At 61.3% G+C, this 13834-nt stretch carries 11 protein-coding genes and 1 tRNA gene; 6 read left to right on the top strand and 6 right to left on the bottom strand.

All coding sequences use genetic code 11. The annotated features are described in order from the left end of the window. The first annotated feature begins 23 nt into the window (after positions 1 to 23). On the top strand, positions 24 to 2873 hold the full coding sequence (locus RN347_RS02360) for an insulinase family protein (RefSeq protein ID WP_311959878.1): 2850 nt from the start codon (positions 24 to 26) through the stop codon (positions 2871 to 2873). A 16-nt stretch (positions 2874 to 2889) separates the two neighbouring features. On the opposite strand, the gene sbcB is transcribed toward RN347_RS02360, so the two are convergent. The 4 genes from sbcB to minC all read right to left on the bottom strand — a co-directional run bounded on the left by sbcB (position 2890) and on the right by minC (position 6532). Continuing rightward, the gene (gene sbcB, locus RN347_RS02355) at positions 2890 to 4386 is read right to left on the bottom strand and encodes an exodeoxyribonuclease I (RefSeq protein WP_263585234.1); all 1497 of its coding nucleotides are present in this window, start codon (positions 4384 to 4386) and stop codon (positions 2890 to 2892) included. A gap of 158 nt (positions 4387 to 4544) precedes the next feature. Continuing rightward, positions 4545 to 4799, bottom strand: a complete 255-nt coding sequence (minE, locus tag RN347_RS02350) for a cell division topological specificity factor MinE (protein WP_252109457.1) — start codon at positions 4797 to 4799, stop codon at positions 4545 to 4547. After that, a complete protein-coding gene (minD, locus tag RN347_RS02345; RefSeq protein ID WP_263585235.1) occupies positions 4796 to 5614 on the bottom strand; it encodes a septum site-determining protein MinD in 819 nt (272 codons plus the stop codon). The genes minE and minD overlap by 4 nt, the downstream gene beginning before the upstream one ends. 159 nt (positions 5615 to 5773) lie before the next feature. After that, complete coding sequence (gene minC / locus RN347_RS02340) at positions 5774 to 6532, bottom strand: septum site-determining protein MinC (protein WP_263585236.1); 759 nt, start codon at positions 6530 to 6532, stop codon at positions 5774 to 5776. Between the two features lie 192 nt (positions 6533 to 6724). Between minC and RN347_RS02335 the strand changes: the two genes are divergently transcribed. Next, the gene (locus RN347_RS02335) at positions 6725 to 9535 is read left to right on the top strand and encodes a DUF349 domain-containing protein (RefSeq protein ID WP_311959868.1); all 2811 of its coding nucleotides are present in this window, start codon (positions 6725 to 6727) and stop codon (positions 9533 to 9535) included. 126 nt (positions 9536 to 9661) lie between these two features. Here RN347_RS02335 and phbB read toward each other — a convergent pair whose 3' ends face one another. Further along, positions 9662 to 10408 (bottom strand): acetoacetyl-CoA reductase, encoded by a 747-nt coding sequence (phbB, locus tag RN347_RS02330; protein WP_263585238.1) that lies wholly within the window; start codon positions 10406 to 10408, stop codon positions 9662 to 9664. 289 nt (positions 10409 to 10697) lie between these two features. Here phbB and RN347_RS02325 point away from each other — a divergent pair. Beyond that, positions 10698 to 10774 (top strand) — tRNA-Met (locus tag RN347_RS02325). A 191-nt stretch (positions 10775 to 10965) separates the two neighbouring features. Here the strand turns inward: RN347_RS02325 and RN347_RS02320 are convergent. Beyond that, on the bottom strand, positions 10966 to 11208 hold the full coding sequence (locus RN347_RS02320) for a helix-turn-helix transcriptional regulator (protein WP_311959862.1): 243 nt from the start codon (positions 11206 to 11208) through the stop codon (positions 10966 to 10968). A 125-nt stretch (positions 11209 to 11333) separates the two neighbouring features. Between RN347_RS02320 and RN347_RS02315 the strand changes: the two genes are divergently transcribed. From RN347_RS02315 to RN347_RS02305, 3 genes are read left to right on the top strand one after another with little or no spacing between them, the layout of a single operon-like run. Next, complete coding sequence (locus RN347_RS02315) at positions 11334 to 11573, top strand: hypothetical protein (protein WP_311959859.1); 240 nt, start codon at positions 11334 to 11336, stop codon at positions 11571 to 11573. Beyond that, positions 11566 to 12789, top strand: a complete 1224-nt coding sequence (locus tag RN347_RS02310) for a tyrosine-type recombinase/integrase (protein ID WP_311959856.1) — start codon at positions 11566 to 11568, stop codon at positions 12787 to 12789. Before RN347_RS02315 ends, RN347_RS02310 begins: the two co-directional genes overlap by 8 nt. After that, positions 12776 to 13732 (top strand): TraI domain-containing protein, encoded by a 957-nt coding sequence (locus tag RN347_RS02305; protein WP_311959854.1) that lies wholly within the window; start codon positions 12776 to 12778, stop codon positions 13730 to 13732. The genes RN347_RS02310 and RN347_RS02305 overlap by 14 nt, the downstream gene beginning before the upstream one ends. Positions 13733 to 13834 lie beyond the last annotated feature (102 nt).

Below are 13834 nucleotides of genomic sequence, written 5' to 3'. Positions count from 1 at the left end.
CGTATCTCGACAACGGAGTTTCAATGTTACCAAGCGACCCTTTTTCTCGCGTCTCCCTGCGTGACGCCTTGACCGGCGCGCTGCTCGGCACGTGCCTGTACGCGCCGATGCTCTGGGCCGAACCGCCCCAGGTCGCAAAGGCCTCCACGCCCATCACCAGCCCCTTCGATGCCCGCGACTACCGGGTACTGACCCTGGAAAACGGTCTGCAGGCGCTACTGGTGAGTGACCCCGACGCCGACAAGGCCGCCGCATCGATGAACGTGCGCGTTGGCAGCGCCCAGGACCCGGAGGATCTTCTGGGCCTTGCCCACTTTCTCGAGCACATGCTGTTTCTGGGCACCGAACCCTACCCGGAGCCGGACGCCTACCAGAGCTACATCGCCAACAACGCGGGCTCGCACAACGCCTTCACCGCGCAGCAGGACACCAACTACTTCTTCGATGTCGACCCCGAGGCGCTGCCCGGCGCGCTCGACCGCTTCAGCGCGTTCTTTCTCTCGCCGCTGTTTAACGCCGACCAGCTCGAAAGCGAGCGCAACATCATCCACTCCGAGTACATGGCGCGCATTCGCGATGACGCCCGCCGCGAAAGCGACGTGCTCGACCAGGTGCTGAACCCGGACAACGCCACCACCGGCTTCGCCGTGGGCAGCCGCGAAACCCTGGCCAGCCCCGCAGAAGGCGAAGCCTCACTGCGCGATCGCATCATCGAGTTCTACCACCAGCACTACGATGCCAACGTCATGAATCTGGCCGTGGTCGCCCCGCAGCCGCTGGATACGCTGGAGGAATGGGTCGCCGAGCGCTTTGCCGACATCCCGGACCACGACCTCTCGGCGCCGACCATCGACGCGCCGCTCGTCCTGAGCGACGAGCTTCCGACGTATCTCGAGCGTCAGTCGCTCGAGGATCGCCGCCGGGTCAACTTCTACTTCCCCGTGCCGGACCCGGTCGACGAGTACCGCACCAAGCCGGCGCAGCTCATCGCGCATCTGCTCGGCGACGAAAGCGAAGGCAGTCTGCTCGCCGTACTGCGCGAAGCGGGCCTGGCGCTTGGCCTCTCTGCCGGGGTCGGGCGCGGCGACGGCGAGCACGCGCTGTTCACGGTCTCGATCAGCCTGACCAAGGAGGGTACCGAGCGGCTGGAGGACGTGCAGGCCACACTCTTCGCCGCCATCGACGAGATTCGCCGCGAAGGCATCGACACCTGGCGTTATGACGAGCAGGCCGCCCTTGCCGAGCAGGCGTTTCGCTTCCAGCAGCACGGCGACCCGCAAAGCGAGGCGACCCGGCTTTCCATGAGCCTGTCGCGCTACCCGGTGGAGGACGTGCAGTACGCTGCCTACCGCATGGACGGCATGGATAGCGCGGCGCAGCAAACCTACCTGGAGGCACTGACGCCGGAGAACATGATTCGCGTCTACTCGGATCAAAGCGTCGAGGGCGACACCGCCTCGCCCTGGTTCGATACCCGGTGGGCGCGCCTCGACGCGCCGGACACCACAGGCCAGGCGCTGTCCGGGCTTGCGCTTGCCCAGCCCAACCCGTTCATTGCCAGCGACCTGACGCTGGAGCCGGGCCAGGACGAGGCGCCTGGCGTGCTGATGCAGACGCCCTCCTTCACCGCCTGGCACATGCAGGACAGCCGCTTCAATACGCCAAGCGTGGAGTGGCGGATCAGCCTGCAGCACCCAAGCGCAAGCTACTCCGCCGAGGAAGCGGTGCTGACGCGGCTGCTGTCCGGCTGGCTCAACGACAGCCTCAGTAGCGCGCTGTACCCGGCCTGGCTCGCCGGGCACTCCTTCAGCGCCTACCCGCACGCGCGTGGCATCACGCTGGCGTTTTCCGGCTGGCGTGACGGCCAGGCGCCGTTCATCGAGCAGGCCATCGAGCAACTCAAGACCGCCGAGATCACCGAGGACAGCTTCGAGCGCGTGCGCAGCCAGCTCACGCGCGAGTGGCAAAATGCCCCCCAAGCATCGCTCTATGGTCAGGCCAGCCGTTTGGTGGGCGAGGCGCTGTTGTCTCCGCAGTGGGGAAGTCGCACGCTGCTCGAGGCGAGCGAGCACCTCGACCGCCACCACCTGGAGGACTTCCGCCAACGCTTTTTGCGTGGGCTTTACGTCGACGCCATGGCGGTGGGTAACCTGACAAAGGCGCAGGCCCGGGAAGAGGCCGAGACGCTTCGCAACGCGCTGACGCCGCGCCTGACCCGCGATGAGATCATTGAACTCACGCCGCTCTCGGTCAAGCAGGGAGATACGATACTGCGTCCGGATAGCGCTCGAGACGAGTCGCTGGCGCTTCGCTACGTGCAGGGGCGCGATCAAAGCGAGCGCGAACAGGCAACGCTCAGAGTCATCGCTCAGTGGCTGGATACCGATTTCTACCAGGCGCTTCGCACCGAGCAGCAGCTTGGCTATATCGTCAACGCCAGCTACTCACCGCTGCTCGAGGCGCCGGGGATCGCCTTTCTGGTGCAGTCGGCGGACGTCGACAGCGACGACATCGCCGCACGCATCGAACGCTTTTTGGAAGAGGCCGCCGAGGCGCTGGAAACCCTCGATGACGAGGCGCTAGCACCTCACCGCCAGGCCGTGGCGCGCCGGCTAGAGCAGCGCGACACGAGCCTTTCCAGCATGGCCAGCCGCTACTGGCAGGCCACCGCCCTGGACCCGGTGCGCTTCGACCGCCAGGCGCAAATGGCCGAAGCGGTGCTCAAGGTCAGCGCTGATGATGTACGCGACAGCTGGCCGTCGCTGATGGCCCACGTGCTGGAGGTGCGCTTCGATCCGGGTGACACGCCAAGCGACGTGGCCGCCTACCGCGCCACGCTCGACCCCTTCCCCCAGGACGACGCGGCGCGCTAGTGTGAGCCGCGCCCGCTCAGGCGTCGAACGCCTGGGCGGGCAGCATCGCTTCGACGAACATCACCACCTCTTCGAGAATCTGGCGCTGGTAGTCGGTCAGGCTCTGCTGGTTGTAGCGCTCGATCTCCCGAGCGAAGGCCTTGAGCGTAAAGCCGGACACCGCCGGGTCGTTCAACCGCGCCCAGCGAAACGCCTCCCACTGCTCGCGCTCCTCGCCTTCCAGGGTGTCCGGGTAGTTGCGCGCGCGAAAGCGAAACAGCATCTCCTCGAGCCGCGGATCCTGAAAGGCAAAGCGCGCCCCGACTAGATCCCAGGCCGGCGTCTCGCGCACCCGCTCCATCTGCTGGCGATCCGCCCCCGAGAAGAAGCTGCCCGAGTAGAGCATCAAATCCGGGTCCTGGGGCCCGTCCTCGAAGCCGGCACTGAACACGCTGGCGACCTTTTCGGCAATCACCGTGCCCTGATCGCGAAGCGTCTTCCAGTGGGCGCGGCACTGGTCGACATCGATGCCCAGCCGCGCCTGGATATCGCCGTACTCGCCCTTTTTCGGCCCCTCGACGTCCTTGAGCGCGGTGGCGGGAAACACCACCGGGCAGCGGTTGATGTGGATCACCTTGAGCGGAATGCGCGACTCCCCTTCCGCCAGATCCTGATGGCTGACGAACACCCGCTCACGAATCTGCTCGACGCTTAATGAAGTAAGCGCACTCGGATCAGCGCTCAAATCAAACGCGATCACGCCGTTGGGGTTGGTGGGGTGCTCGGCCAGCGGCATCACCAGCGCGCTGCAGGCGCGGCTGGCCGGGTAGCGCCTGGAAATGTGCAGCACCGGTTTGGCGCTGGCGACATCCAGCTGGGCGGCCACGGCGCGCTTGCCGCGAAGACCGAGCAGGTAGTCGAACAGTCTGGGGTTCTGGGCTTTGAGAAGCCGCGCCAGACTGATCGTGGCGCGCACGTCCGCCAGGGCGTCGTGGGCGCCGGCGTGCTCGATGCCGTTGGCCGCGGTCAGATCCTCGAGCCTGAAGCTCGGGGCGCCGTCGTCGCGTTTGGGCCAGGTGATGCCAGAGGGGCGCAGCGCGTAGAAGGCGCGCACCACGTCGATCAAATCCCAACGGGAGTTGCCGTTTTGCCACTCGCGGGCGTAGGGGTCGAGAAAGTTACGGTAGAACAGATGACGCGAGACTTCGTCGTCGAAGCGCAGGCTGTTGTAGCCCACCACGCAGGTGCCGGGTTCGCTCATCAGCGCCTGGATGCGCCCGGCGAACTCGGCCTCGGGCAGGCCGTGACGCCGGGCCTTTTGCGGGGTGATACCGGTGATCAAACAGGCCGCCGGGTGCGGCAGCGCATCGTCACCGGGTTTGCAGTAGATCTCGACCGGCTCACCGATTTCGTTGAAGTCGGCGTCGGTTCTGATCGCGGCGAACTGCGCCGGTCGGTCGCGGCGCGGGTCGGCGCCGAAAGTTTCGTAATCGTGCCAAAGAAAACTGGCAGGGGCGGCGTTGGCTGGCGCCATGTGCGGATACTCCCGTGGACGTATCCCGCCACCCTACAACAACGGCGGTGAACACAAAAGTTCCACCGTTCTCCCGGCTTACGCCCGCCCGTTACTCACGACTTACCCTCAACCGCTCACGCCTTGCCCTTCACCGCTCACCGCTCACGACCAACCACTCAAGAATCGCGCGGCAAGGTCACGTTGAGTTCGAGCACCGAGCAGTTGTCTTCGCTATCGAGCGATACCTGGATGGCATCGTCGGCGACGTGGACGTAGCGGCGCACCACTTCCAAAAGCTCGCGCTCGAGCATCGGCATGTAGTCGGGCTGACCGCGCTGGCTGCGCTGGTGAGCTACGATGATTTGCAAACGCTCCTTGGCCACCGAGGCGGACTTCTTGCGCTCGCGCTTCAGGAATTCGAGCAGTTTCATCGCCGACCTCCTCCAAACATGCGGCCCAGAAGACTCCTGCGTTGTACTTCGTGAAAGCGCAGCGGCACATCTTCACCAAGCAGGCGCGACACGGTGTCGGCGTAGGCTTGACCTGCATCGCTGGCGCCGTCATGGGTGACCGGCACGCCCTGGTTGGAGGCGCGCAGCACCGCCTCGGACTCCGGAATCAGCCCCAGCAGATTGATGGCGAGAATCTCGCGAATATCTTCCAGGGTGAGCATATCGCCGGAGGTGACGCGCGACGGGTTATAGCGGGTAATCAAAAGGTGCTCGCGCACCGGGTCCTGGCTTTGCTCGGCGCGGCGGGTCTTGGAGCCCAAAAGCCCGAGGATGCGGTCGGAGTCGCGCACCGAGGAGACTTCCGGGTTGGTCACCACCACCGCCTCGTCGGCGAAGTACATGGCGAGCTGCGCGCCGCGCTCGATGCCGGCGGGTGAGTCGCAGATCACGAAGTCGAAATCACCGCGCAGCTGCTCGAGTATCTCTTCCACGCCTTCCTGAGTCAGCGCGTCCTTGTCGCGGGTTTGAGACGCCGGCAGGATGAACAGATTCTCCACGCGCTTGTCGCGAATCAGCGCCTGGTTGAGCGCCGCCTCGCCCTGAATGACGTTGACCAGGTCGTACACCACGCGCCGCTCGCAGCCCATGATCAAATCCAGGTTACGCAGACCCACGTCGAAATCGATGACGACGGTCTTTTTGCCGCGCAGCGCAAGCCCGGTGGCGATGGCCGCCGCGCTGGTGGTTTTACCGACCCCCCCTTTACCTGAGGTCACTACGATAATTTTGGCCAAGAGTTATATCCTTTAAGAGGTCGTTGAATCGCGCGGCGCCTCTTCTTATCGTCATCGCGCGCAACGCACATATCGGTGTCAATCCGGTGACGTCGCCTGTATCGCTACTCTATCGAAAAGCGCCCGCCACGTCGCTACGTCAATCGTACCAGCCACACCCTAGGCCAGACGTTTGATCTCGAGCTGTTCTTCACTGAAGTGCACCTGCGCGGCCAGCCCCAAAAGCTTCGGGTCGATGTCCTCGAGGCGCTTGTAGTTGCCGGCCACGGATAGAAGCTCCGCTTCGAGCTCGCGACAATAAATGCCGGCGTGGGTATTGCCGTGAATGCCCGCCAGCGCCCGCCCTCGTAGCGCGCCATAAACATGAATGCTGCCCGCCGCGAGCACCTCGGCGCCGGCGTTGACCGCGCCGATCACGACCAGATCGCCTTCGGCGGCGCTAACCTGCTGGCCCGAGCGCACGGTGCCGCGAAAAAGCCGCGTGGCAACCGCGACCGGCTCGTGCGGGGTTTCGCGCTCGACCTCGGCCGAAGCCGTCTCATGAGATCCTGCATCGGTGCGCTCGACGCTTTCAAGTGCCCGCGAGCGCCCCTCTTCGACCGGCGCAAACCAGCCAAGCCCCAGCGCCCAGGCCGACTGGCGCACCGGCTCAGGGCCGCCGCGCACCGCGACCGGCAAAAGCTTGTGATCGCGACACACCGCGCAGATACGCTCCAGCGCCAGGTGCGGCTCATCGAGTTTTTCCACGCCCAGCACAACCGGTGTATGCTGGAAGAAGGCGGGAGATTGGGAGAGTTTGCCGGCCAGTTGACGCCTGATCTGCTCGGGGTCGGCGCTGCTCAACTCCATGACGGTCATGGGCAGCATGCCGCCTTTAAAGGTAAAGGCGTTGTCGGCACTATCGGCGTTGAGGCTCATGGCCGAACTCCATGTCATGTTCAGGTAAGATAAACTTAGCGCTGGTACGCGCTGGAATGCGACGGCTCGCCCACCTCTTGCGGCCAGCGCACATTGCCACTGGCAAAGCTAAGCGACAGCGACGGTGACTGCAACTACCAAAGCACCGATGGCTGATTTTTTTCACGCGATGCACCTCTTGCAGGAAGATTCATGCACGGACTGTTAAGACGCTTGTTCGCGCCTCGGTGGCAGCACCCCAACGCCGAGATTCGCCGCCAGGCTCTCGAAACGCTGGACCCGCAGCAGCCCGATCAGCGCGACGCGCTGAAAACGCTGGTCGACGACCCGGACCCCACCGTTGAGCTGGCCGCCCTGTTGGCGCTGGGGGACCTCGACACGCTGACCAGCCGGCTCCCCGAGCGCCAGCACGTTCCCGGCTGGCGCGAGGCCGTGATCGAGCGCCTGACCGGCCGGGAAGGCCAGACCGACCTTTATACGCGCAGCCGGCTGGTCGACTCACTTTCAAACACGGCACTGCTCAATGAGATTGCGCTGCGTGGCGACAACCTCGATCTTCGCCTGACCGCTTTGGAGCGGCTCGTTGATGACGAGGATCTGATCTATCAGGCCTGCAACAACGGTGTGGCGAGCGTGCGCAAGCGCGCCGCCGAGCGCCTCGACAGCGAAGCGAGTTTGAAGACGCTGTTGAAACAGGCGCGCCGCGATCGCAACGTCATGCGCCTGGCGCGCGAAAAGCTCTCACGGCTTCGTCACGACAACGAGTGGTTCGATCAGCAAACGACGCGCCGCGAAGAGCTGCTGGAAAAACTTGAGCAGCACGCCCGCGCGCCCTGGGAGCCGCTTTACGGCGGCCGCCTTCGTCATCTGGAGCGCGAGTGGCGAAAGCTCGACCATCCGCCCGGCCCCCGCGAAGAGGAGCGCTTTCATCAGGCGCTGCTCGGCGCGCGCAAGACCTTGAACGATCACGAAACCCAGGAGCAGGCGCGCCAGGAGCGCCAGGTGCACCGCGAAGAGATCGAAACGACTCGTGATCAGCTGCTCGCCGGGCTGGAGGAGACGCTGAACGGGCTCGTCCACGCCGAGGCCGTGACACTTCAGGACATCGACAGCCTGCGCGCCCAGCGCCAGCTGCTGGGCCAGCGCTGGCAGGCGCTGTCGGATCTTCACGCACCGCCGGAGACGACCCAGGCGCGCTACACCCAGGCGCTTGCCGCGTATGAGCGCGTCACAGAAGCCTGGCAGCGCTGGCAGACGCACCAGGCCGATGTCGAGCGAGGACTCGCCGACCACGACCCCGCGACACTCGAGGATCGAGTCAAACGCGTTGCCTGGCCCAAGGACCTTTCCAAGCCAGCGCTTTTACAGCGCGCCCAGGCACTTCTGGCGCTGGAACAGCCAGCCGGCGAGCAAACACAAAAAGCGCCTTCACTCGAGGCGCTGACCGCCGAGCTCGACAGTTTCGAGCACATGCTCGAGCGCGGCGCGTTCAAAAGCGCCAGCCGGCTTCACCAACGCCTCAAGCCCTCGATCGACGCATTGAACAGCGCCCAGGCCAAACCCCTCAAGGCGCGGTTGAAGCAGCTGGGCGCGCAGCTGGCGGAGCTTAGAGACTGGCGCGGCTTCGTCGCCGGGCCCAAGCGCGAGCAGCTCGCCTCGAGCATCGAGACGCTGGCCGAGGCGCCGGCGATGGCGGACGCGGCGCTGGACCGCCGCCATCGCCAGTTGGTCAAGGAGTGGAAGGAGCTTGGCGACGCCGCGGCCAGCCGGGCGCTTTCAACGCGCTTTCGCGCCGCCTCCGAGCGCATTCACGAACGCCTGGCGCCCTGGCGGGAAACCCTCGAGCAGACGCGTCAGGCCAATCTTCGCCACCGCGAAGCGCTTTGCGAGCAGCTCGAAACCCTGTGCGAGCAGCCCGCCGACAACGCCGACCCGGACGTGCTGCGCGAAATTCGCGATCGCGCCCGGCATCAGTGGCGCGAATACACGCCCATCCCGCGGGAAGCCTCGGAAACGGTCGGCCGGCGCTTTGGCAAGGTGCGCCATCGGCTGCAGGCGCTGATCGACCAGCGCGCCGAGCAGATCGCCGCGCAAAAGCGCGCGCTGATCGACGAGGTGAATGCGCTTTTGCATGCCACCGAGCGCCCCATTCACGAGCGTACCACCCGCACCAAGGCGCTTCAGCAGCAGTGGCGTACCCTGGGCCGGGCCCCAAAGGGCGAGGAGCAAACGCTTTGGAAGCACTTTCGCGGGGCCTGCGATCAGCTGTTTGCCCAGCGCGACGCGCACAAGAGCGAACAGTCGGCGCGCTCGCAGCAAAAGCTCGACGCCATGCAGGCCCTGATCGACGAAATGGACGCCTGGCAGCCGGAAAACGCCCGCGAGGCCCAAGCGCTCGAAGCGTTTATCCAGCGCGCCCAGCAGCTCGAATCGCTGCCGCGCAACCGGCGAAGCGAGGGCATGCAGCGCCGCCTGAGCGGTATTCTGCGCGCCCGGCGCGAGCGGTTGAGCCGCCTGGAAGTGGCCGATACCGTCGCGCAGTGGCACGCGCTCATGCCGCTGACTCAAGCCCACCTGAGCGCGGACCAGCGCGCGTTTGAAGCGCAGCAAAACGACGCCGTCGAGGCGGCGCAGGTGCTCGCGACCCCGCCGACCGGAGCGTTTTTGGACGCGCACCAGCGCCGCAACGCCGCTCGATGCGCGGCGATCAGCGCTCCGGAGCAGAGCCGTCGAACCGTCGAAGAGGGCGTGGCACGGCTTCGCGTACATCTCTCGCTTTTGGCGCTGGGCAGCGTCAAACCCGAAGACGAGCCGCTTCGCCTGGCCATTCAGGTCGAGCGTTTGAACGATGGTCTGGGCGGTGAGCGCAGCCAGGCCGAAGAGACACGCAGCGTGCTGGCAGCACTCATGGCGCTGGGGCCGGTGCCCGGCGACGTCTGGGACCGGGAGGTTGGTGAGCTCGACGCGCTGCTGAGTCGGCTTGCGCGCCCGCCCCACGCTTGAGGCGTCAGGAGAGCAGCGCGACAGATGCGTTGCACACGGGAAAGGGGAAACTCAAAAGGAGGCTTGTGGCCTCCTTTTTTTACGTCGTATTCAAGCGGCTGAGTGTCAGCGGTAGGCCAAGGCGTATCAGCCCATGAACTGGCCGCCGTTGATATCGATATTGGCGCCGGTAATGAATCCCGACTGCTCATCGGCTAAAAACGCCACCAGCCGGCCGATCTCCTCCGGCGTGCCGTAGCGCTTGACGGGGATGGTTTCACGAATCGCTTCGCGCACCTTCTCAGGGATCTCCATGATCATATCGGTGGCGATATAGCCCGGCGACACGGTGTTGACCGTGATGCCCTTGGTAGCGGTTTCCTGGGCCAGCGACATGGTCAACCCATGCATACCTGCCTTCGCCGCGGCGTAATTGACCTGGCCGAACTGCCCCTTTCGCCCATTGATCGATGAAATATTGATGATGCGCCCGTAGCCCTGCTCGAGCATTGGGTTGATCACGCTGCGGCAGGTGTTGAAGACGCTGTTGAGGTTGGTATCGATCACCTCGCTCCACTGCTCCCGGGCCATCTTCTTGAGCGTACCGTCGCGCGTGATACCGGCGCAATTGACCAACACGCTGATCGGGCCATGGGTATCGGCGATCTCTTGGGCGCCGTCCAGGCACGCCTGGTAATCCGAAAGATCGACGCCGGAAAGCGCCATGTTGTCGAAGCCGTCGGCTTTTTGGCTCTCGAGCCACGTTTTTGCCTTCTCCGGGTTACGGTAACCGGCGACGACCAAATACCCCGCCTCGGCCAGCGACCGGCAAATGGCCGTGCCGATCCCGCCTGTTCCACCCGTCACCCACGCCACCTGGGGTTGATTAGCCATTGTTTACCTCCCTGAAATGACAAATGACCTGCATCCGAGCCACACAAGACGTGGTGCAAGCCACTTCGGATTGGTGCCACCGCAAAGCGTTTGGCACGCACGTGTTGTTATCTTTTGCTCCTGCGCACCGAGCCGGTTTCATTGAAGTTGAGAAAGCCCGTTGCGTCATGGAAAGCATAGCGTTACTCCCCCAATGTTGCAGCACGATGAATCCACGCATGGCGTATCGATTTATCGCACTCGATGATTGACTCCTTCTCAGACTTATGTAGAATACGCCTCACGTTGATGCGGGGTGGAGCAGTCTGGTAGCTCGTCGGGCTCATAACCCGAAGGTCATCGGTTCAAATCCGGTCCCCGCTACCAATATTTCGAAAGGCAGATCAGTTACTTACTGATCTGCCTTTTTTGTTGCCTGTCATTCCCAAAAGCTCTGTGCCCAAATTGTGCCCACACCGTGCCCATTTTAAAAAATGCCTATCGGTAGGTGAAAAAAGCGGCGACCTTCAGGCACCGAACAATTTATTCAGCCTCTCCTTCTTTTCCTGCTTACCGAGTTAGGATGCAGATTCTGAACTAGGTTCCTTGATGTGAGTCACTAGCTGTTCGATCTCACAATCAAAGTAGTAGCAAAGCCTATCTAGATTATCTGTCACAGTGCTGTGACCGGGGTGATTGATAATTTTCGATAACGTCATCCGGTTTATGCCCGTTTCTTTCGCTATCTCCCCGATCGTAATTCTGCGCCGCTCGGCAAATTCCTTCTCAGCAATCAGCTCTTTTAAGTGATACCGAATCATCGTTTTCTCTATTATTGATCATAAAAATTATCAAAAAGTGATTTAAATAATCATTTGATTGTATATATTCCTAATCGAGCGATTAAAAATATTATCAAATGATCACCGCATGAGGAGATAGTCTCATGGACTGCACTTTTCTGACAACGGAAGAACTCGCCTCACGTATCAAATACGATGCACGGACCATCCGCCAGCAGCTCAAAGACAGCGTGCTTATCGAAGGCACCCATTACATCCGCCCCTTTGGTCGTCGGAAAATCCTGTATATCTGGGAAACTATTCAAGAAGAAATGCTGCAAGCGACACCTCGCCAACAACAAGTCGCCATACCGATGGCTAATGGGGGAGTCTGCCATGGGTAAGGTGCGTGCACGCAAAGAAAGCAAAAAGCTTTTTATCGACTTTCGGTTTGACGGCCAGCGTTTTCGTGAGCAGACCCTGCTTGACGATAACGCAAAAAATCGTAAACAGCTGGAGCTACTGTTACAGCGTATGAAAGCAAAAATGCTGCTTGGAGAATTCAAATATGCTGAGTTCTTTCCTAACAGCAGCAATTTACAGAAACTGAAGGGCCACCAGCCAGCGCCTACCACCACTGAGCATCAAGATGCAGCGGTTTTGGACACACCACTCTTCAACGACTTTGCCGAGCAGTGGTTTGAAGAGAGCAAGATCCAGTGGCGCTCTTCTCATGTGCGTAACGTGAACTCGATCTTGGATAGCTCACTTAAGCCCGCATTCGGTAAAAAGCCCATTGGTGATATCACCAAGGCCGACATCATGGGGTTTCGCGCCAAGCTGGCCAAGCGCAAGGGACGAGGCACCACAGGGCTAGTATCGCCAAAGACTATCAACAGCCATATGACCATTCTGCGCATGGTGCTGGATGAGGCCGCCGAGCGATTCGATTTCGAGACGCCCTACAAAAATATCAAACCGTTAAAGCTACAGAAGACCCACATCGAGCCCTTCTCGCTCCATGAAGTCCACCGCATCATTGATAACGTGCGCCCCGACTATCGTAACTACTACACGGTGCGCTTTTTTACTGGTATGCGTACCGGTGAGGTCGATGGATTGAAGTGGAAGAATGTAGATTTCGCAAAGAGGGAAATCTTAGTGCGCGAGACGTTAATCAACGGCGAGACCGAATACACCAAGACCGATGGCTCGCAGCGTGAAATTCCCATGTTTGGTCCGGTATACGACGCCTTAAAAACGCAGTATGCGGCCACCGGGCGTATGAGCCAGTACGTGTTCAGCAATCAACTGGGGCAGCTGCTTGATCACAATAACGTGACGAAGCGCGTGTGGTATCCCTTGCTGAGGTCGCTTGGGTTGACGAAACGCCGCCCGTACCAAACGCGCCATACTGCCGCGACGCTGTTTCTAGCCTCGGGTGAGAATCCAGAGTGGGTGGCACGGATGTTAGGACACAGCTCAACCGAGATGCTGTTTAAGGTCTATTCGCGCTATGTGCCTAATGCCACACGTATGGACGGCTCTGCTTTCGAGCGTTTATTAGGCAATGCCACGTCCACCAAGCCCGAGAAGGAGCACTGCCATGAAACGGCCTAATCAACAAGCTCCAGCACACCTGTCTCGCACTTTTACTGGCACTTATCGCCTTACGGGGCGCGTGGTGGAGTTCGACAATGCAAAAACGCCTTTTCTAAAGCTTCGGCTAAGCGACTGCGAAGGTGATCGTATCGCAATGCTGAATTTAGCAAAGACACACGTTCCTGAGCGCATTGGCCATTTGGATTTTGTTACTGCATCAGGAATAAAGTGCTTATCGGGCCAATTCCTACTTGATGAGTTCCGCAAGGCGACCCGTGAGGAAGTCCACTCACTGGACACGCTACAATCGCTACCACGTGTGTACGCCCCCGCACCAGCGGTGTTCGATCAATTAGTGAAGACCGTACAGTCTCTGCAATCGGAGCACTTACGCAGTTTTTTAACACGGGTATTGGAACGTAAGGACCGTATCGAGGCGTTTCTGAATGCACCCGCCAGCGTGACCTACCACCACGCCTATCCAGGTGGGCTGCTAGAGCATTCGCTGAACGTCGCGAATAATGCTGTTGCCATGCTGCGCTTAAATGAGCCAGCTATGCCGCGCCTGATGCAGGAAACGTGCTTTGTAGCGGGGCTGTTGCACGATATTGGTAAGACGTATACATACGACTCGAAAGGCAAGCCTAACGCGGCGTGGAAGCTCTGTAGCCACGATGCGTTTACGCTAGAAGCGTGTGCCTATGGCCTTGCCTATTTAGACCAACATGAGCCTGATATTGCGATGACCTTACGCCATATCTGGACATGCGCTTCCCCGGGCGCGCGTTATGGCCAGCCAGCCGCCATGACACTTGCTCGTTACATTCGTGATGCAGATGGGCAAAGCGCCATGACAGATAACCAACAGCGTGCGTTTCGTAGTAAAAGCCAGTGGGGCTTTAGCCGGATTGGGCAAAACGTTTTCTGGCGGCCAGAAACGTCTATGTTGCAGACACAATAGCCCCAGAGAGTAGAAGCATTAGCCTGCCGCCGACGCTAACGCATGGCGACTTTTATTTATCAGCAAAAGAAGTAGACTCATACAGAGCGACATCAGTTGCAC

It is taken from the genome of Halomonas sp. PAMB 3264 (assembly GCF_031954245.1).
Taxonomy (GTDB): domain Bacteria; phylum Pseudomonadota; class Gammaproteobacteria; order Pseudomonadales; family Halomonadaceae; genus Vreelandella.
The sequence above is the reverse complement of the archived record's forward strand: the minus strand, read 5'-3'. Positions and strand labels throughout refer to the sequence as shown.